This is a genomic window from Mucilaginibacter sp. UYNi724 (assembly GCF_054057495.1).
This window is the reverse complement of sequence record NZ_JBSRZI010000002.1, coordinates 68,110-87,607: the sequence shown is the minus strand read 5'-3', so window position 1 is coordinate 87,607 and position 19,498 is coordinate 68,110. Positions and strand designations below refer to the sequence as shown.

At 42.4% G+C, this 19,498-nt stretch carries 20 protein-coding genes; 6 read left to right on the top strand and 14 right to left on the bottom strand.

The window, feature by feature from the left end; translation table 11 throughout:
* Nucleotides 1-298: 298 nt before the first annotated feature.
* The 4 genes from ACVW0P_RS03185 to ACVW0P_RS03170 all read right to left on the bottom strand — a co-directional run bounded on the left by ACVW0P_RS03185 (nucleotide 299) and on the right by ACVW0P_RS03170 (nucleotide 4,526).
* On the bottom strand, nucleotides 299-1,333 hold the full coding sequence (locus tag ACVW0P_RS03185) for a glycosyltransferase family 61 protein (RefSeq protein ID WP_457130790.1): 1,035 nt from the start codon (nucleotides 1,331-1,333) through the stop codon (nucleotides 299-301).
* Nucleotides 1,334-2,444: 1,111 nt separating this feature from the next.
* Nucleotides 2,445-3,026 carry a TetR/AcrR family transcriptional regulator gene (locus ACVW0P_RS03180; RefSeq protein WP_457130789.1) on the bottom strand — a complete coding sequence of 194 codons (582 nt, stop codon included), beginning with the start codon at nucleotides 3,024-3,026 and terminating at the stop codon, nucleotides 2,445-2,447.
* A 69-nt stretch (nucleotides 3,027-3,095) separates the two neighbouring features.
* Nucleotides 3,096-3,845 carry an SDR family NAD(P)-dependent oxidoreductase gene (locus tag ACVW0P_RS03175; protein ID WP_457130788.1) on the bottom strand — a complete coding sequence of 250 codons (750 nt, stop codon included), beginning with the start codon at nucleotides 3,843-3,845 and terminating at the stop codon, nucleotides 3,096-3,098.
* A 180-nt stretch (nucleotides 3,846-4,025) separates the two neighbouring features.
* Complete coding sequence (locus ACVW0P_RS03170) at nucleotides 4,026-4,526, bottom strand: cupin domain-containing protein (protein ID WP_354430838.1); 501 nt, start codon at nucleotides 4,524-4,526, stop codon at nucleotides 4,026-4,028.
* A 99-nt stretch (nucleotides 4,527-4,625) separates the two neighbouring features.
* Here ACVW0P_RS03170 and ACVW0P_RS03165 point away from each other — a divergent pair, with 99 nt between their 5' ends.
* Nucleotides 4,626-5,534 (top strand): Nif3-like dinuclear metal center hexameric protein, encoded by a 909-nt coding sequence (locus ACVW0P_RS03165; RefSeq protein ID WP_457130787.1) that lies wholly within the window; start codon nucleotides 4,626-4,628, stop codon nucleotides 5,532-5,534.
* Between the two features lie 84 nt (nucleotides 5,535-5,618).
* The gene (locus tag ACVW0P_RS03160; protein ID WP_457130786.1) at nucleotides 5,619-8,342 is read left to right on the top strand and encodes a hypothetical protein; all 2,724 of its coding nucleotides are present in this window, start codon (nucleotides 5,619-5,621) and stop codon (nucleotides 8,340-8,342) included.
* Nucleotides 8,343-8,358: 16 nt separating this feature from the next.
* Here ACVW0P_RS03160 and ACVW0P_RS03155 read toward each other — a convergent pair whose 3' ends face one another.
* The 4 genes from ACVW0P_RS03155 to ACVW0P_RS03140 form a co-directional block, all read right to left on the bottom strand.
* On the bottom strand, nucleotides 8,359-8,661 hold the full coding sequence (locus ACVW0P_RS03155) for a hypothetical protein (RefSeq protein ID WP_354430841.1): 303 nt from the start codon (nucleotides 8,659-8,661) through the stop codon (nucleotides 8,359-8,361).
* A gap of 124 nt (nucleotides 8,662-8,785) precedes the next feature.
* A complete protein-coding gene (locus tag ACVW0P_RS03150; protein WP_354430842.1) occupies nucleotides 8,786-9,043 on the bottom strand; it encodes a DUF4342 domain-containing protein in 258 nt (85 codons plus the stop codon).
* A 40-nt stretch (nucleotides 9,044-9,083) separates the two neighbouring features.
* Nucleotides 9,084-9,518, bottom strand: a complete 435-nt coding sequence (gene arsN2, locus ACVW0P_RS03145; protein WP_457130785.1) for an arsenic resistance N-acetyltransferase ArsN2 — start codon at nucleotides 9,516-9,518, stop codon at nucleotides 9,084-9,086.
* A 48-nt stretch (nucleotides 9,519-9,566) separates the two neighbouring features.
* A complete protein-coding gene (locus ACVW0P_RS03140; RefSeq protein WP_457130784.1) occupies nucleotides 9,567-11,342 on the bottom strand; it encodes a tetratricopeptide repeat-containing sensor histidine kinase in 1,776 nt (591 codons plus the stop codon).
* A 157-nt stretch (nucleotides 11,343-11,499) separates the two neighbouring features.
* Between ACVW0P_RS03140 and ACVW0P_RS03135 the strand changes: the two genes are divergently transcribed.
* Both ACVW0P_RS03135 and ACVW0P_RS03130 read left to right on the top strand, forming a co-directional pair.
* Nucleotides 11,500-11,922 carry a secondary thiamine-phosphate synthase enzyme YjbQ gene (locus tag ACVW0P_RS03135; RefSeq protein WP_354430845.1) on the top strand — a complete coding sequence of 141 codons (423 nt, stop codon included), beginning with the start codon at nucleotides 11,500-11,502 and terminating at the stop codon, nucleotides 11,920-11,922.
* Between the two features lie 121 nt (nucleotides 11,923-12,043).
* On the top strand, nucleotides 12,044-12,448 hold the full coding sequence (locus tag ACVW0P_RS03130; RefSeq protein ID WP_457130783.1) for a pentapeptide repeat-containing protein: 405 nt from the start codon (nucleotides 12,044-12,046) through the stop codon (nucleotides 12,446-12,448).
* 17 nt (nucleotides 12,449-12,465) lie between these two features.
* On the opposite strand, the gene ACVW0P_RS03125 is transcribed toward ACVW0P_RS03130, so the two are convergent.
* Genes ACVW0P_RS03125 through fdhD form a run of 3 tightly spaced genes read right to left on the bottom strand, consistent with a single transcriptional unit; the run spans nucleotide 12,466 to nucleotide 15,981 of the window.
* Nucleotides 12,466-14,778 (bottom strand): FdhF/YdeP family oxidoreductase, encoded by a 2,313-nt coding sequence (locus ACVW0P_RS03125; RefSeq protein WP_457130782.1) that lies wholly within the window; start codon nucleotides 14,776-14,778, stop codon nucleotides 12,466-12,468.
* Entirely contained in the window at nucleotides 14,778-15,128 is a 351-nt protein-coding gene (locus ACVW0P_RS03120; protein ID WP_457130781.1) for a DUF7009 family protein, read from the bottom strand. Before ACVW0P_RS03120 ends, ACVW0P_RS03125 begins: the two co-directional genes overlap by 1 nt.
* Nucleotides 15,106-15,981 (bottom strand): formate dehydrogenase accessory sulfurtransferase FdhD, encoded by an 876-nt coding sequence (gene fdhD, locus ACVW0P_RS03115; protein ID WP_457130780.1) that lies wholly within the window; start codon nucleotides 15,979-15,981, stop codon nucleotides 15,106-15,108. Before fdhD ends, ACVW0P_RS03120 begins: the two co-directional genes overlap by 23 nt.
* Nucleotides 15,982-16,079: 98 nt before the next feature.
* Between fdhD and ACVW0P_RS03110 the strand changes: the two genes are divergently transcribed.
* The gene (locus tag ACVW0P_RS03110; RefSeq protein WP_354430850.1) at nucleotides 16,080-16,322 is read left to right on the top strand and encodes a MoaD/ThiS family protein; all 243 of its coding nucleotides are present in this window, start codon (nucleotides 16,080-16,082) and stop codon (nucleotides 16,320-16,322) included.
* Entirely contained in the window at nucleotides 16,323-16,742 is a 420-nt protein-coding gene (locus ACVW0P_RS03105; protein WP_457130779.1) for a molybdenum cofactor biosynthesis protein MoaE, read from the top strand.
* Nucleotides 16,743-16,800: 58 nt separating this feature from the next.
* Here ACVW0P_RS03105 and ACVW0P_RS03100 read toward each other — a convergent pair whose 3' ends face one another.
* The 3 genes from ACVW0P_RS03100 to moaC are packed head-to-tail and all read right to left on the bottom strand — an operon-like array spanning nucleotide 16,801 to nucleotide 19,484.
* Nucleotides 16,801-17,853 (bottom strand): ThiF family adenylyltransferase, encoded by a 1,053-nt coding sequence (locus ACVW0P_RS03100; RefSeq protein ID WP_457130778.1) that lies wholly within the window; start codon nucleotides 17,851-17,853, stop codon nucleotides 16,801-16,803.
* Complete coding sequence (locus tag ACVW0P_RS03095; protein ID WP_457130777.1) at nucleotides 17,843-19,024, bottom strand: NTP transferase domain-containing protein; 1,182 nt, start codon at nucleotides 19,022-19,024, stop codon at nucleotides 17,843-17,845. The genes ACVW0P_RS03100 and ACVW0P_RS03095 overlap by 11 nt, the downstream gene beginning before the upstream one ends.
* Entirely contained in the window at nucleotides 19,005-19,484 is a 480-nt protein-coding gene (gene moaC, locus ACVW0P_RS03090; RefSeq protein WP_457130776.1) for a cyclic pyranopterin monophosphate synthase MoaC, read from the bottom strand. The genes ACVW0P_RS03095 and moaC overlap by 20 nt, the downstream gene beginning before the upstream one ends.
* Nucleotides 19,485-19,498 lie beyond the last annotated feature (14 nt).

Here is a 19,498-nt window from a genome sequence, read left to right as displayed (position 1 = left end):
CTGCAGAGCGCTTAGTAAATAAAACATGAACTAAATACGTTAAAGTTTAAAAAAATAAAAAAAAACATCTGAGCAACAGTTTTTATATTGGTGAGGTAAAAACGTTCTTTAAAAGCGAAATTATTTGGACATTTAAGTTTTCATTCGTGACCGTTTATCAAAAAACGTTTTGAACGTTAAGTTTGTTAATGTTTTAAATATTAGGTGATTAAGAGGTGATTTATAAATCGGTGTGTACTCCAATCCATTGAGGCCTGCTTTTATCAGTTAAGAGCGATGTTTTTGCGATACTCTTGTGTTATTGATTGGTAATCATTTTTACCAAGTTCTTTTCAAGTTGTTTAGCATCTATCACATAATCACCTTCAAAGTAATCTTCTCTGCCATAGGTTTCGCAATTCTGATGGTAGTAGTTAATGCCCAGTGTTTCAGCCATATACCAGAATAACGGACTTGGGTGGTCCAGCTCATTTGTTTTATTTTTATGCAACTCTAGTAGCGAGGTCCCAGCGGCCATGAAAAGCATGTTGGTAAGCCCGGATCCGTGTGTGCCGATAAGATATTTGACTCCAGAAAAAATGGCTACCTGTTCTAAGAAACTATGCATTTCGGGATAGAATATTTCGAAATTATGGTTTTTAATTACTGTTATAATTTCTTCTTCATTAATTATCGCGCGCCTCCCTGCTAGTTCCCTGCTTACATATAATCTATCTATGCGTTTTGTAGCCAATGGTTTAATTGTCAAAACGTATCGGCGATAAAAACTTCTTACTTGCCGGACTTGTACACCATTATAAGAATCACATTCCGGTTTAATTTGAGGCAGACAAAGATTTCTAATCAATAGACTTTTACCATTTGGTATGAAGAAAATGTTTTTGATATTAAAGGGCTCAAGCGAGCCCATGATAAAATCAGCATCTTTATAATGCTCTGGCAAAATTAGAACTAGTGTATCAATTTTTTTTCTAACCATCCATAAACGAAATATAGACTCACAAAGCCAGTGGTAATAATTAAACCAGGGATGGTGAATTGTGAGATAAATGTTATCATCATCCAGCACAATCAGATTTTCTGAATTATCAAGACTGCCATAATAGTATTTTGCGGCTTCATTTTCATAATTGTTAATCTGAACCGGGTAATTGTGATGGCATTCCCTTATCAAGCCTTTATTATTCATACACAAGCCGGAGAACGTAACAAAAACATTTTTCAAATATTTTATACGCTGAACATTTAATGTGTAAGATAAATATGGAAAGTACATATCGCGATCCGAGTCACCAACGTTCAAAGGATAAGGAACAGTAATTTTTCTTTCCATAAAATTTTTATTATAAAAGGCTATGCGAATATAGTTTTCCTTTTAATTTTTGAAATACAATTTTAAGAATATAATCGCTATGCAAGTACCAACAAGTGAATAACCTTCATTATTGAGTACGTTATCAAGCCTTCCGAAATGACTGTGTGCTTGCTTTAACAGCGGCCGTAACTTGCTTGGGTTTGGTCTAACTGAGATATTGTCCTTAATGCCAATGTCGGCAGGCTGTTCACGGGTACGACAGCAGAAAAAAGACTGTGCAGGAAGTTTAATAAGCGCGGTTACTTATTCTTTTATTGCTTTAAGACGATAACAATGTCTGAGCCTTTTTGCAACGCTTTTTTTCAGTTGTAAAATTACCTTATTATCCTTTAGGCTATCCGTTTTATTGAACATGTTAAAATCACTAATTAGACGACAGACTAAATCTAAGAACGAAACATAACACCGCTAAAGCTCAATTGTAACTGTACCGAGCACTGACTGGCGTCATCGTTGTTCTCATGCGATGGTCTTCGGTCCATTACGGTATTATTCAGCTGAATGTTAACTACTTAATCGTTCGTTTATCTTATCTTTGTGACAACGATAAAAGGCTGTGGCGTAATTGAGTGATTCGTTGAATGCATAACATTTATTTCTATAAATTATTGATAATAAGGGTGCTAAGAGCAGGGTTCGATTCCCGCTCTGAGTACAAAGCCCGATGCATGTCCGCATTGGGCTTTTTTGTTTTAGGTTCGAGCCCTTTCATTTACCCATTGTAACGGTATTTAGAGATCGTTATGTAAACGACCTATATATGTACGATGTGTTCACGTTCACGCGTGAACACTCATGTCTTTTTTATAAAAATCTGATAATCAAATGTTTAATTTTTAGACAAGTCTAAAAATTAAACTAATTACCTGTTACATAGGTTTTTATGATTACCATCATTATTATATTGTCATCAAAAACTATCAGATAACACCATCTGGACACATGGATGCCGGTTTGTTGGTTACAACAAATATTTTATCATTTTGGCAAATAAGGTAGAAAAATCAATCGTATAAAGCTTGTATAATACAGCCCGTGATAGGTATTATCACCACACCACAAAACTACTCTACCCCAACACCATCAGCGCCGAATTGATAATATCGTCAAACACCGCCCTATCGGTGGTTGATTTGGCGGTTACCTGGATGCCTTTTACGGTATTGAACAGAAACCTGGCTAAGGCACGCGCGTTTTGTGGGTTAGTAATCTCGCCGCTCTCCTGCCCTTTTTGGATCACACGGAAAAACGCGTCTTCCACGTTCTGGTCGTTCTTTTGGATCATGTCGCCAACTTCCTTGTCGTGCAGGGCCACTTCCACTTCGGCGTTTACAATAAAGCAGCCTTTCTGGCTTTTATCGTCCAGCAGGTTATCGGCAATAAATTTCAACAGGGCTTTTATGGTTTCTTTTGCCGTTTTGCCTCCTTCAATTATGGTTACAAATTTGCCGGTATTGGTACACTGGTAACTTTCCAGCGCCTTGATGAACAGTGAGTGTTTATCGCCGTAGGTATCGTACAAACTGGAGCGGCTGATGCCCAGCCCATCCACCAGGTCTTGCATAGACGTAGCATTATACCCCTTTAGCCAAAAAAGGTCAACGGCTTTCTTCAGCACTTCATCCTCATCAAAATCTTTCGTTCTTGCCATAACAGAAATAGCTTTGCTTAAAATTAAGCAAAGCTATTCATTTTAAAATACTTATTTAAAAACCGGGGATTATCTCACACCGCCACCTGCAAGCAGGGTTTCGTTTGTTAACCAGCGAGAATCTTCTGACGCAAGGAAAACCGCGATCAAGGCGATATCTTCCGGCTGACCTATACGGCCCAGTGGCGTGGTTTTAACTGCTTCGTGATGGAAATCGCTACCGATAAAACCTGCGGTGTGCGTACCTTCGGTTTCTACCATGCCGGGGTTAATGGAGTTTACCCTGATATTTTTAGCACCAAGCTCTTTAGCCAACACGTGTGTAATAGCATCTACAGCGCCCTTTGTAGCGCTGTAAACAGCACTGCCTGCCGGGGTAATTGCACTTACTACCGACCCAATATTAATAATGCTGCCACCATTTGTGTTAAAATTTGCTACCGCCGCTTGTGTGGTTAACAATAAACCAAGTACATTCGTATCAAACTGTTTGTGGAAATGCTCCTCACTGATCTGCTCAATAGCTCCAAACTCATATACACCGGCATTATTTACCAGGATGTCTGTAGGGCCAAAGGCTTTAGTGGTTTCATCGAACAAACGGGTTACGTCAGCTGTGTTTGATACGCTTGCTTGCACCGCTATGGCTTTACCACCTGCCGCTACTATTTCGCTTACAACTTTATCGGCACCCTCTTTAGATGATGAGTAATTTACAACTACCGATGCGCCTGCTGCTGCAAGGCTTTTGGCTATGCCCGCGCCAATACCTTTAGAGGCGCCGGTTACTACTGCTACTTTATTTTCTAACTTTTTCATTTTGCGTGAGCGATTAATTTTTGTTAATTGGAATAATCGTTCCGCAAATATATACCAATAACGGAACAACCGTTCCGTTATTTTAAAAGATCATTTTGGGATGACAAATAGGGCAAAAAAAACGCCTTTAGTTTAAATAAACCGAAAGCGCTTTTAGCCAATAAATTGATATACAGTAACCTATCCCAAATAGTCAGGCGGGAATAACTTTTGCCCGTGCTTTTCAGCAATGGCGGTAAATTTCTTTAAGGTTTCTTCGTCCATGGGTTTTGGGGGGATAAATTCACCGGCTTGTACGGGTTTGCCAAGTTCAAGAAACATCTCTTCGAGCCCGGCAGGTACTACCGTGCACAGTAGTTTAGCCAGGTTGTCTGATTTATTTTTGAAGCAGTGTACGATGCCACCTAAAGGAATGTTTACGAATGCGCCTTTGGTGGCGATGAAAGTTTGCTCTTCGGTCTTTACTTCTACCTCCCCTTCTATCACATAAAAAGATTCTTGGAACCCCGCGTGGGCATGTGGTCCGGGCCCGCCACCAGCAGGTACCGACATTTCTATTACTGCAAACTCGCCATTGGTTTGCTTGCCGCTCACCAGTATCCGATAAATGCCGCCAGCTACAGAAAGGTTATCACCATCTTGCGGGCCGGTTGCTGTTAAAACGTTGTTTGAGTTTTCCATAATAATTAAGCTACAAAAAGCTCTCCACTTATTGTGAAACATCACGCAAGCACCGTCTAATAACATAGATTTAATATATTGCAGCACAATATCACGATCATGAAAAAGCCCAATGTCATTTCCCGTAGAAAATTCATTACCGCTTCGGCTCTCTCTGCCGGGGGGTTAGCTTTACTGTCAATAAAACCTGCCTTTGCACATGGTCTATTATCGGTACAAAAGCGATATACGGTACAGCAGGTTATCGATCTGATATTAAATGAAGGTAACCTTACCCCCATTGCCAATACCGTGGATACTTTAAAATCCGGCGACGGCAATATGGTAGTTACCGGGATTGTTACCACCATGTTTGCTACGGTTGATGTGATCAAACAAACCGCTAAGCTTGGCGCCAACTTCATTATAGCACACGAGCCTACCTTTTATAATCATTTAGACGACCCAAACTGGGTGAATGATAACAATGTTGTAAAACAAAAACAAGCGCTGCTTAAAAAATATGGCATTACCGTTTGGCGTTTCCACGATTATATCCACAGCCTAAAACCTGACGCTGTGGAGTATGGCGTGATGCAAAAGATGCAGTGGCTACCCTATTGGAAAGCCGACAGCCCAACCTTTACCATCCCGAAGATTAACCTGCAACAAATTGTACAAAACCTTAAAACAGCATTGGGCATTGCGCACCTGCGCGTTATTGGCGACCTGAAACAATCTTGCAGCCGCGTTACCTTTTTACCGGGCGCACCGGGCGGCAAAATGCAGGTTGGCTTTGCAGAATCTGATAAGCCGGATGTACTGATTGCAGGCGAGCTATCTGAATGGGAAACTGCCGAATATATCCGTGATGCGCGGCTATTAGGATCAAACATCTCGCTCATTGTATTGGGCCATAACTTTAGCGAAGACCCCGGTATGGATTATTTTGTTGACTGGCTAACACCAAAACTTACGGGCGTAAAAATAATCCACTTAAAATCCGGCGATCCATTTACGTGGATGTAAGGCAAAATAGCCCTTTTTGATTAAATAACATTGCTTTTTTAGGGATTATATATACCTTAATGGCTTAAACCATATCACGCCTTTATGAGCCAATTAGCAGGTAAACCAAACACGCCGGGTTTTGTACTTAACATCATAGAACCCAACCAATGGCCGTCGGTTGCCGTGCGGTATTCTTTTACTACCATAGATGCAACACCTAACCTGCAATTCAATTTCGCATTCGATGGCAGCCAATATGACGGCGCTGAAACTGAAAAAATAGAACTTGATCTTGCTAAATTCAACATCATAAATGATCAGCTGAACTGGCAGTATACAACCGACGACGCGCCGGATGTATCCATAAACACATTACAATATTCGGCCACATGCAGCATTGCCCCTGGCGAGCATTTGATATTTGGAACCGAACAGCTCCGCGCGTTAAAAAACTACACAAGCGCCATTATTTCTTGGTTAGAATTATTATTGATCCCCAGTGAAGATGGATTGCCCGACAGTCCTTCAATCATGGCAATTTCGCTTCCAATAGAAGGTGAATATGAAACTCAGGATATATTTGAACTTAATGTAACTATTTGTGTCGCCCGTACCGCCTCAAATGAAAAACAGCGTTTTATAAATATCTTACCTAATCTGGCTAAAACCAATCAGGTAACCTTTGCCGAGAATTTTGAAAACGCTTTTACAACTGGTGATAGCAAACTAAAATTAGCCACCGGTTTAAGCGCTTCTAACGGTAATAACGCTAACCAACTTTGGATTATCCGCATGGCAGATGCCGCAGCGGGCAAAGGCATTTATTACGACGTATTAAACGATAACCCCGTGGCCTTCGCGCCAACCCCGCTTTCAACTTCCTTGTTAAACGGAAATGTTGGAATTAGGGAATATATAAGCAAAATAGGGATAAATTGGAATGACGCAGGTGTTAATACAACTGTTGAGCAGGTAGACCCTGACAAATGGCTGCAAATGTTTTTGCTTGGTATTGATGATGTACTATCGCCCGCTAATAACGCGGTGATAGAAACTATAACAAATACCAACAATAAAATAGAAATAGATAGGTTCTCCGTGTTAAAGGACTTGCTCGACGCAAGATCTGCCATTGTCGAAAAATTATCGGAGTTGCTTATACAGGTGGTGCCTGAATATATCGGCGACTTAACAAATGCCCGCCAACAGTTAAAGGATCAATTGCATAACAGCATGTTTAACTTTTACAAAGGCACAGCTACCATTCAGTTTAAAACTATTGTAACCGCTACAAACATCATTGGCAGTTTTGAATTACTGGGCACTGTAACACCTACCGGGAAATCGAACGATGCTACCTTCTCAAATGCCCGCATCAAAAATGATACTGAAGGTTTTATGTCATTCACCGTTTTTGCCAATGCACCTGCCGAACAGGGTTACCTCCCTGTAAATGTAAACTATCAACTTAATAGTCTACTGTACACTGTAAATGAAAACACAGCCGTAACGCTTAGTTTGTTAATAGAACCCGCGGCTAAGCCCCTATCTGCAAATGCACCTATGGTGATACGCAATTATCCCGTACCGGTGCAAATTGTTAACCAGATTATAGATAAAACAAATCCAGATCCGGTAAAGCCCGAAGAGGCCAAACTATACAACTATAACTACGATTTTAATAATCATCTTATAGCACAAGATATTTTAGAAACCTGTATCACGCTTAACCCGGCTAATAAAAACATCATCGGGTTAATAAGGCAACCTGTGAATAGCCTGTTAGAGAGCCTTGCACAATTCATTAACAGCTACCCGCTTATTAAAGCAGATTTGGTTGAAAACCTTCCACTTATTAATAATACCACCGATATACCTACCAACGCTTACAGCGTTGCCGTGTCGGCGCTAAATACTTTTAGCGAACTGGCTAACCATGTAAAGGACGCGTTAGCTATTAACAGCAATGTTACAGCAACCAATCCCCCTATCCCTAAGGGCTGTAGTTTCAAATTAACAGCAGGCCCGGTTAGCCCGGTAATCGATCCCCGCTTAATAATAACGGTAAGTGCCACTAAAAATGACATTGGCAAATATCCTTTACCGACAATTTCGATAGATGGATATGCCATGATGCAGCATCAAAACATGGCTAATGAAACTGTTGTGAACGCTTCTTACACCTACCTAAATGCAAATGGAGAACCTTTGTTGGTTAGCAATGAACAAGGCCCTTTAAAAGTGACCGTTGCCGGGTTTGATGTTTTAGAGGTAATAAAACTATCAACCGCCACTATTATAAGTCGTAATAAAAACCTCCTGCCAGATGCACAGAACGGCTATTTTAAAACAGATGAGAGATTTGTGTACAGCACACCTCAAAATAGCTTCCCGCCCGTAGAGCCATCATTGGATTGGAGCGATACTGAAATAAATATGGCTAACCCGGACGCTACCACACATAGAGCAAGTTTGAAGGAACATCTACTATCGATGTTTAACCAGCTTTTGAGTAATGTATCGCAACAGGTGTATAGCTTATCGGTTGCTATCAATTACGAATACAATTTAATTGAAGGTGACCCTGTGCCGATGGCTAATATACCTGTGCTTTTAGCACAAGAATTAGAATTTAGCGCTGTTAGTAGCGCTGAACTGGCCAGTCATTTTGAAAAGGCTTTAAAAAACTGGCAGGAATCTACCTTGATAGAGCAAACTGCAGGGGCGCGGTTTATTTTTGATGTTTCGATATTTACATCGCTTAGGTCAAACAGGCAACTTTTGCACATGCAAAATATCTATTTAAACCTAAGCGATATAATTTAACTATAATGAGCGACTACTAATAAACCGCGTCGGGCGCATTATAGTCAAATATAAAGTCAACTATTTTTTTCAATTGAGGCATCTTTAACTTAGTGCCTTTGTACTCCCATTTTTCTTTTTCTGTATCTATACTTATCTCGCCCAGAAAGTTAGGGTCGTTGCTATCGGTTGGCTCGTGAGGGGCATCTTTGTAAGATAACCTGCTTAAGAATTTGGCTGCAAATATTTTATATGCGCCTGTGCCCCAAACACCTCTTTCGCTTACAATTTCCACATGTTGTTCAGGTTCGTTTTCTGTACCTACTTTTAAGATTACCATATCGCTTTAAGATTATAATGTTATGACAATTGCTTTTTGAAGTTGTTTCAGATATTTTAAATTTCTTACCTCAATTTCTATGCGAATAAAACCATTATCAGTTTAAATAATCATTAACAATGTGTTATTTAATCTCCTCTTCATCTACATCTCTTTCAACTATCAAACTGCACTCGCCAACAAATATCGCCATCGCACCAACTGCAGCCAGTACCGGCGCAATTACAACGGCAACCAAACCTATATTTAACGGGAAACTCATAAGCTCTTTACCGTGTTTGTCGCTTATGGTAATTCGGTTGATGTTGCCCTCTTCTATAAGTTCTTTGATCTTATTTACCAGGTCCTTACCGTGCATACTGAATGTTTCTTTCTTTGTCATAAGTATTAGATACACTAACAACCAATTAGTTACAAAGATTTTATAATAGCGATTTTTGCATAGCTGTTGCAGATTCCGGGCATACCTGTGTAAATTCTGAAGATCGCTTAACAGCATCGGGAATGTCCATCCGGGCTATGTGTTCATATCCTTTATTTTCAAAATAATCTTTCGCTGTTTCGGTCAACAAATAAATTGCTTTAAGGCCGGTTTCGGATGCTAAGGCCTCTATCCTACTCAATAGTTGCGCGCCTATGGCTTTATCGCGGTAAAGCTCATTTACGGCTAAAGATCGTAACAGGCCGTTGTCGTCATAAATTTCCAGGCCCGCTACACCAACAACCCGGTTATCCTGAACAGATACAAAAAAGTTTTCTAATGTATCGGGCAGATCACTCGTAGGCAAAATTGTTGAGGTTAACAGATTTATCACTTCATTTCGGTAAGGCTGTGCTGGTTTAATTTCTGTGTTCATATATATTAAGCAACTTGAGCAATAGTTTTGTTTGAGCAATAACTTACCCTACGAGGCCATATTTATTAAAGGCAACTCAATAACATAGGTAACGCCTTTGCCTGGTGTAGTATCGATATCTAACGAGCCTCCAATGTAAGCGATGCGCGATTCGATGTTTTTTAAGCCCAGGCCCTTGCTGGTTTTAAACAATTTGTTTTTATCAAAACCAACACCGTCATCAACTATCATCAGCGTTAGTTCGGTATCGTGGTTTACCAGTTCAATGTGGATGTTCTTAGCATAGGCGTGCTTAAATATGTTAGAGATAATTTCTTGCACGCTACGGTAGATCATCAGCGTGGTTGTTTTATCAATGGCGATATCATCGGTATTCACCCATTCGGTATAGATGTTTACCAGGTCTTTATTATTCAATCGGTGAATGAACTCCTCGATAGCTTCCCTTAGATTTTTATTGAGGATGTAAGGCGGCATCATACTATGCGACAGGTCGCGCACCTCTTTTATCGAATCGTCAAGCATTTGCAGGGCTGCCCCGCCATCTTCTTCCGGGCTGGTGTCCAGTTGCGAAAACTCCAGTTGGCGGCGCGCACTGCAAAGCAATTGGCCAATACCATCATGTAGTTCGCGGGCAAGGCGTTGGCGCTCATTTTCTTCGGCATTCATAATAGCCTGGGTGCGCAAGTGCTCTTCCTCCAACATCGCCTCGCGGAAACGGGCTTGTTGTTTAATGCGGTAGCGATTATAACCCAAATAAAATATAGCAGCCAAAAATATCATCGTAGCTAATAACGCGTAAATACCTATCCGGTTGCGGCTTAACTCTGCATTTTGTTCTTTTGATTGCGCGATAAGCAGTTTGTTTTGCTGCTCTTTTTTTTCACTTTGGTATTTGGTCTGCAACTCCTCAATATCTTTATTCCTCTTGGCGTCCAAGGTTTTTTGGGTCATCTCCAAGTATGTGTTTTGCGCTTCAAAAGCTTCTTTATACTTGCCCTGCATTTTATAACTGGTTGCCAGCTGGTTAAAAGTGTAAGTTTCCAGTTCGTTATATTTTAGATTCTTCGCCTTTTTGCCTGCTTCAATAAAGTACTTTACGGCGTCTGCAGGCTTTTTTTTCTTAAGGTATAACTCGCCAATATTGTTGATAGCTATCGCCTCCCCTGTTTTATCGCCCACACCTGCACGCAGTTGTTTGCTTTCGTTCATGGCTTTTAGCGCGTCGTCATATTTGCCGGTTTCAGAAAGTGCAGATGCAAGATAGTCTAAGCTGTATGACATCCCCACCTTTTCGTTAGCTGTTTTGTAGATGCCGTAACTCTTGCGGAAATATACCGCTGCACTATCCATTTTACCTGCATCCAAAAACATTAATCCACGGTTATTAATTGCCGTACCTAAACGTGTTTTATTTTTAGTAAGCAGCGAATAAGCTACAGCTTTTCGGCTCATTTCATCTGCTACTTTAAGCTTTTTTAGACGCAGATATAGTATCCCCATATCCGAGTAAAGTTCGGCAAGGCCGCTGGTGTCGTTTACTGCCTGATACAAATTTTCGGCATCTATATACCAACGCAGCGTTTTATCATGATTGCCTGATAGGTAGTTACCCATCCCTATCATAAATGCTGCTTCGCCCTGTAGTTTTACTTGCCTGGCTGCTTTTGCCCTATCGTATGCCTTGGTAGAAAAAGCGATAACCTTCGCGTAGTTGTTGGTTTTATTAGCCCGCGCCGAATCGAGTAACTGGCGGATGTTTTGTGCCGATGTGCTAAGACAACCAGAAATAATAAGTAGTACAGTTAGGGGGATACGGTACATGGCGACAGTTAATATTGACTGAATGTAAATATTATAAACCCCTGATAACCTTTTTATTATCAAAATACTACATATGTAGTATATCAAAAAGCGCGATTTTATCTTTTTAAGAACCTGATGCCCCCTCGGCTTGTATTATTATATATCTTGTTACCGTATGAAAATATTTCAGCAAACGCTGGACATCCCACAAAAACGGCGGGGTTTCCATATCATCACCTACGAAGTCTCAAACGCATTGCCCGAATTGGCGCAGATAAAGGTGGGCATTTGCCAGGTATTCATCCAGCATACCTCGGCTTCGCTCAGTATCAATGAAAACGCCGACCCAACGGTGAGGCAAGATTTTGAAATGTATTTCAATAAGGCTGTACCCGAGAACGACCCCGATTACCGCCACGATGATGAGGGCCCGGATGATATGCCCGCACACCTGAAGGCGGCGATGCTTGGTTGTTCGGTTCAGATCCCTATCCGCAATGGCAGGCTGGCACTTGGCACGTGGCAAGGAATCTATTTATGCGAACACCGTAATCACGGCGGCACCCGCAGATTAGTGATTACCGCGTGGGGCGAATAGAGCCTTTTGAAAATTCTTTTATGACGAAAAAAGTCGTTTATTGCCTTGTTTTTGGCGCAATTATACCGTGCATACTGCGGCATTTTTGTGACCTTTATACTGATTAACAAAAAACATTGTAATGGAATTAGTAGAGATCATAAACACCCAAAAACAGCTGAACGTTTACGAGGCGCTCCTTACAAACTCAACCATCCGCATGGCATGTATAAACGGGATGGTGATGGACGATGTATCAGCAACCGGGTTAAAAATAAGTGATGCAAACCTCAGCGACCTTGAAATAAACGGCGCGCAAATGGGTGGTGCTAAAATACATAACGTTGGGATGCCACCAGAAGGCCACCCCAATTATGACCCAAACGCCAAACAACGCCCGCTTAAGTTTAACGACTGTAATTTAGAAGGCAGTGCAATTGCCGATTGTAATTTAAGCGGGGTAGCAATCACAAATTGTAACCTTAAAGGCATGACCATTAATGGTATTTTGGTGGACGACATGTGGGAAGCGTATAAGAAAGGATAAATTCTTGATAACATGTTTTAGGTATGCTTTTTTATCTTTATAATAACCAACTTACTTGTAGGGCAATTGCTTTTATCTGCTACGCTGTTTATGGGCACTAAAACGTTTCCTTCGGGGTAATAGGTTGCAGTATTACGTTCTGGGATATCATAAGGCACGACGATGAACAGACGGGCAACACGTTTAATATCATCGTGATGATTGAAAAGGTCTACCTTGTCACCCTGCATCAAACCGGCTTTGGCAATATCTTTGGGGTTCATGAATATCACCCTCCGTTCATTGTGGATGCCGCGGTACCTGTCTTCCATGCCATAAATTGTAGTATTAAACTGGTCGTGGCTACGTATGGTGGTCATCATGTATTCATCAACAGCAAGCTTATGCTCCGTTAGCTGCGTGATGGTAAAGGGTGCTTTATCTTTAAATTTCTCGGTCTCGAATTTACCTTCCCGTGCGGCATTTGGCAAGTAAAAACCGCCGGGCAGGCGTACACGTTGATTGTAGTTCTCAAAGCCCGGTATCACCTTACCAATATCATCGCGGATAGCGTCATAGCTGTTGGCAAACTTGTCCCAATCTATAACCGTACGATCCGCCAATGTCGCTTTAGCCATTTCGCAAACTATCTGCGTTTCGTTAAGTAACTCTTCAGACACCGGCTTCAAAATCCCTTTAGACATCTGCACCACCCCCATTGAGTTTTCGCAACTAATGAACTGGTCTTCGCCGTTTATGACATCCTTATCGCTGCGGGCAAGCGTAGGCAGGATAATGGCTTCCTCGCCATGTACCAAATGGCTGCGGTTAAGTTTGGTTGATACATGCACGCTCAGTTCCAGTTTGCGCATGGCCGCGGCTGTAAAAGTAGTATCCGGCGTAGCGGAAAGGAAATTACCGCCCATAGCGAAAAACACCTTCAGCTTACCCTCTTGCATGGCTTTTATTGATTCCACCACGTCCAAGCCATTCTTTTGCGAGGGGGTAAAACCATACACCTCTTTCAGTTTATCCAGCTGTTTCTTTTTGGGTTTATCCCATATCATCATGGTACGGTTGCCCTGCACATTGCTATGTCCGCGTACTGGGCATAAGCCCGCTCCCGCTTTACCAATACTGCCTTTTAGCAGTGTAAGGTTAACAATTTCTTTAACGGTATCCACGCCATTTTTTTGTTGCGTGATGCCCATTGCCCAGCAGATGATAATCCTGCTTTTATGTTTAAGCAAGTCGGTGGCTTGCTGTACTTGTTCCAGCGGGACACCGGCAGCTGTACAAAGCGCCTCTACATCAAAATGCTTTACTTTCTCAATAAAATCATCATAACCAACCGTATTTTTAGCTATAAAGTCATTGTCGAACACTTTGCCTGGTTCCTGCTGTTCCGCATCGTACAAAAGCTTTTCTATCGCTTTCAATAATGCCATATCGCCGTTTATCTTAACCTGCAGATACACATCGGCCAATTGGGTTTTGATGCCCATAATTCCTTTTGCCGTCTGCGGATTTTTAAAACCCATCAACCCTGCCTCGTGCAAAGGGTTAACAGCGATAATTTTGGAGCCTTTATTTTTTGCCTTCTCTAAAGCGGTAAGCATCCTGGGGTGGTTTGTGCCGGGGTTTTGCCCCATAATGATAATCACATCCGTATCGTAAAAATCATTCAGAGTAACGGTTCCTTTGCCTATGCCGATAACGTCAGCCAGGCCTACGCTGGTAGATTCGTGACACATATTGGAGCAATCGGGCATGTTGTTGGTGCCATACTCACGCACAAAAAGCTGGTAAACAAAAGACGCTTCGTTACTGGTACGCCCCGAGGTATAAAAGGCCGCTTCGTCTGGCGAGGCGAGGCTATTTAGCTTATCACCTATTTTATGAAATGCATCGTACCACGTTATTTGCTGGTAATGAGTGCCACCTTTGGGTAGATACATAGGCTGCGCAATGCGTCCTTTTTTGCCAATTTCCATATCATCAAGCCTTGCCAGATCGGCAACCGAATTTTGGGCGAAAAAGTCAGGTGTAAGTTTCTTAGTTGTTGCTTCTTCTGCTAACGCTTTAGCGCCATTCTCGCAATACTCAGCAATTGGCGAGCGGTCGTCGTCAGGGTCAGGCCAAGCACAACTGGAGCAATCGAACCCACCTTTCTGGTTCATTTTAAATAAGGCCCCGGAGCCACGTAAAGCACCTGTTTCTTCTAATATATCAGCAAAAGCAGCCGTTACAGCAGGGATCCCTGCCGCCCATGTTTCGGGCTTGGTAACCTTTAAATGATGCAACTTTTCGGGGTTTTCTGCCGCCGGTTGCTCTTTGGTTTCTTTACTCATCACTTTGCCGCTAAAGGGTTAGGGTAATTATCGGTTTGATCTTCTGCCACCTCGTCTAAACAAACAAAGTCTTTCTCCACCAGCAACTGCGTGCCATGTAGCATGGCGCTAAAGCCCACATGCTCGGTGTTTGTCCATTCGCCGGCTATTTTGTCAGGCACTAACAACGTAATTATATTGTTTTTGAAAGATGCGGAAAGGTTCTCCTCTGCGGTGCGTTGCAAGATATAAATAAGCACGTCGTTGCCTATTTGTACCTTTTCTTTAAAAATGCCATCCTGAGCGAAAGCCGCGACTTCACTGCGGGTAAGCCTATATCGTAATCCGTTATTTTTGATCCTGATCTTCATAACTCGGTATTAAAATGCGCTGGGGAGCGTTATAAATATTAAAGCGTGGCCCGCGTAAAAAGCCGGCAAGCGTAATGTTAAATTCTTGCGCTAATTGAACGGCCAAACTTGAGGGCGCACCAACCGCGGCAATAATATTGATGCCCGCCATTGCAGCCTTTTGCACCAACTCAAAACTGGCCCTGCCGCTCAATAATAGCACCGTATCGTTTAGTGGAAGCTGATGTTCTTTGATGGCTGCGCCGATCAGCTTATCCAACGCATTGTGCCTGCCCACATCTTCGCGAAGAAAAAGCAATTCACCACTTGGAGTGAATAATGCCGAAGCGTGTAATCCGCCGGTATAGGCAAATACCTTTTGATGATCTCGTAATTTTCCAGGTAGGGTTATTAATATGTCTGTTGAGATAAAGTTACCATTCGTTTTTATATCAGTATAATTACTTACGGTACGTATAGCATTTATTGAGCCCTTGCCGCAAACCCCGCAACTGGATGTCGTGTAAAAATTACGTTCGGTATTTTGCAGGTTTGGAATGACGTTTTCTGATAGTGATATCTGTATCACATTCTCGCGGTTCTCCGCACAGGCTATAAAGCAATGTTCGGCTGTTTGTATGGCAGATATGCTTTTAATGATACCCTCGGTGAAAAGGAAACCTGTCGCCAATTCTGCATCGTTACCGGGAGTGCGCATAGTTACCGATATGTTTTGGATTTTACGCTCCCCTGCCGGGCCATATTCCAGGCGAATCTCTAAAGGTTCCTCGATAGCTATCGCATCCGAAACGTCTTCGGAATCGCTACCTGTCACCCGGGTAACCTGTAAGTGCTGTACAGCATTGTTGGCCATAATCAAATATACAATTCAGTAGTAAAGATTGTTCGGATAATTACGCAACCAAATTGTGTAAATGCAGGTTATGAACAAGATTGTTGCATATTTGCATCATGGAGATAACGGTGCTCGCATTCGGCATTGCCAAAGATATTTTCGGGGGGCCATCTATAACGGTTGATTTAGCCGCGGCTGCTACCACTGCTGACTTAAAAAGCAGTTTAGAAACGCAATATCCGCGACTGAAAAAGCTTGCCAGCTATATGGTTGCCGTAAATAACGAATATGCAGAAGACGGCGGACTATTAAGACAACGTGACGAGGTGGCGATTATACCACCGGTAAGCGGAGGATAAATGCAAACCCAAATAGAAATACATTCCGAACCTTTAAACACCCAGCAATGCATTGACTGGATAATGTCGCCAGAATCCGGAGGGATCGATGTTTTTATTGGGACGGTGCGTAATGCTACCAAAGGCCGCACTGTATTAAAACTTGAATTTGAAGCATATAAGCCGATGGCTATCAAAGAAATGCGGACGATAACCAAAGAGGTTTTCGAGCAATGGCCGGTACAAAGGATACTTATCCACCATCGGGTGGGTACACTACAAATCGGCGAGATACCCGTAATTATTGCAGTATCTGCCGCGCACAGGGATGCCGCATTTGAGGCTTGCCGATACATCATTGATACCCTAAAACAAACGGTACCTATCTGGAAAAAGGAGTTTTTTGACGATGGCGAGGTTTGGGTAGCTGCGCATCCATAGTTGTGATTGTGGAATAACTGCGTGCTTGCCCGTCGCTACGCTCGTCGAAGTGACACAGTTATCGGTTCCACCCTCCCAATCCACCTTCTAACGAATACGCTTTTACTCCCGGCAATTTCTGTAGAAGTAATTTAATAGCTTCCGCGCTTCTTTTGCCTGATGAGCAATAAAATACGTAGGTTTTGTCATGCTGAAATTCATCGAGGTTATCTTCTAATTCATCCAGTTCGAAGTGCATGCCGCCGATGTTGTACTCGTCACGTTCCTGGTCGGTGCGAATATCTACTAATTCGAGCGTACGACTTGCTATACCTTGTTTAGTTTCCGCAGCAGAAATGCTCGGGATTTCTGAATGCTGCGCCAAAGCGGAGATCTTTGTTTTAGTTGATGCACCAAGTTTAATGATGCGGCTTTGCATAGTTTGGGCGTCAAATATCAAAACTTTTCCTGTAAGTGCTTTGCCTGTGTAGGTAATAAGCTTAATTACCTCATTAGCTTGCATACAACCAATTATCCCCGCCAGTGTAGGTATTACGCCTCCCACTGCGCAATTTGGGATCTGTGCAGCATCTACCTGTGGATATAGATCCCGATAGTTAGGCGATGATGTACCATCCGGGTTCTTTGTATTCCAAACAGCAACCTGCCCTTCATATTGATAAATAGCCCCGTAAACCAAAGGCTTGCCTAAAATCACCGCGGCATCATTGAGTAAATATCGCGTTTCAAAATTGTCGGTACAATCAACTATAACATCGTAGTTGTCAAATATCGGAATTACGTTATTTGAAGTTGTTTTATCAGTAAACGGTATCAACCTCACATCCGGGTTTTGCTTTTGCAGGCGTTCGCAAGCTACTTCGGCTTTTAGTTTCCCTACGTCATCCGGGCCGTATAAAATCTGCCGATGAAGGTTACTTACTGATACTGTATCAAAATCGGCAATGCCGATGGTGCCTACTCCACTTGATGTAAGGTATTGCGCGGCAGGGCAGCCTAAACCACCTGCACCTACAATCAGCACTTTTGCCTGTTGCAACAAAGCTTGCGCGGTTTCGCCAAAGCCGGGCAAGGCCAACTGGCAACTATATCTCAACAGATCAGGGTGCATTGTTGGTAGCTGTTTTTTGATGGAGGAAGCGTTTGATCCTCTCCAGTTCTTCGGGTGTGTTTACGTTTGCCAACGCCTCCTGGTCAGGCGCTATCAGCACATTAACATCGCTGTTAATAAGCACCTTACGCGGGCAAGAATATCCCTGTGCTAAAAATTGAAGTAAAATAGGATAACTTTTTGGCTCATAAATAGTTATCAATGGTTCAGGAAAGTCCTGATAGTTACTTTGATATGCGGTTGCAATGGTTGCCATGTTACGGTTATCAACCAAATACTGTATCACATTCGCATCCACCAAAGGCAGATCGCATGCGACAACCAGCCATGCTGCATCAGGCTGATCGCGAAAAGCTGAGAGAATAGCACCGTAAGGCCCAAGGCCGGTAAAGGTGTCGGGCAAGGTCAAATAATCCGTGGACACCTCCTGCTGTTGCTCCGCATCCCTGCAAGAAATATATACCTGATCGCAATGCTTTTTAAGCAGATCGGCCAGGTGATAACGTTGCTCTTTACCGTACCAATTTAATGACCCTTTATCAGTGCCCATACGGATGCTTTTACCTCCGGCCAATACCAGGCCGTTTAATATGGGCTTGGTTTGTTGTAGTTTTTCCCTAAAAAAGTCTATAATTCGAAGCGTATCATTATTCAAGCTCAACACAGGTATCTTTTCCCAATTAGGGATAGCATCTTTTATAAAATCAAACACACCTTCTGCATTTTCTGCAAAAAGAAAAAGCTGCACATTGGTAAGCTGCCCTTCCCGCTTTTGCAGCGATGCTTTCTTGTCTGCATCAATTATTACCACCTGCGCCTTACCTCGCTGATGATTGCCATTAACCAAAACCAAGTCCATAGCCGAGAATAGTTCCCGCTGTTTAAAAGCCGTTAATGGGGCTTTATAATTAAGCTGAGCATGATTTAACTGATCGGTATATTCTAAGGCCGCACCGCTTGCTAGTTTGCCCGGCAGACCTACCATATCATCGTTATGTGATGTATCCGCGTAAGCGCATTCATATTGCGGCGTAAGGGCGGTTATTACCTGTTCGGCCAAAAACTTGATAACCGTGCATGGTCCGCCCATTATCGCCCATTCGTTACGGGCAAAGTTGCCATTGGCCGGCCGTGTTATATTGGTGTGTTTTTTATGTTCGTTTAAAGTCACGCTTACCCCCTGTTTTTGAGATCAGTTTGGTTTCTTTTATCACGATATCATGGCTCAGTGCCTTACACATATCGTAAATGGTCAATGCTGCAATAGAGGCACCAACCAGTGCTTCCATTTCTATCCCTGTTTTAGCACTAATGCTTGCCGTGCATTCAATAACCACTTCATTGCCGGCCGATAATGCAATAGTAACCTTGCAGTTATCCATCCCCAAAGGGTGACAAAGCGGGATTAGATCACCTGTTTTTTTTGCAGCCATAATCCCGGCGATGATGGCAGTTTGAAACACGGGGCCTTTTTTACTGTGTAATTCACCATCTGCCAAAAGCTGTAAAACCTCATCTGGCAACACCACAATACTTTGCGCGGTTGCCGTGCGGTGTGTAACCTGTTTTTCGGAAACATCCACCATTACTGGATTATTGTCTTTGTCTAAATGACTAAATTTTGATTCCACTGATACTAATTTTT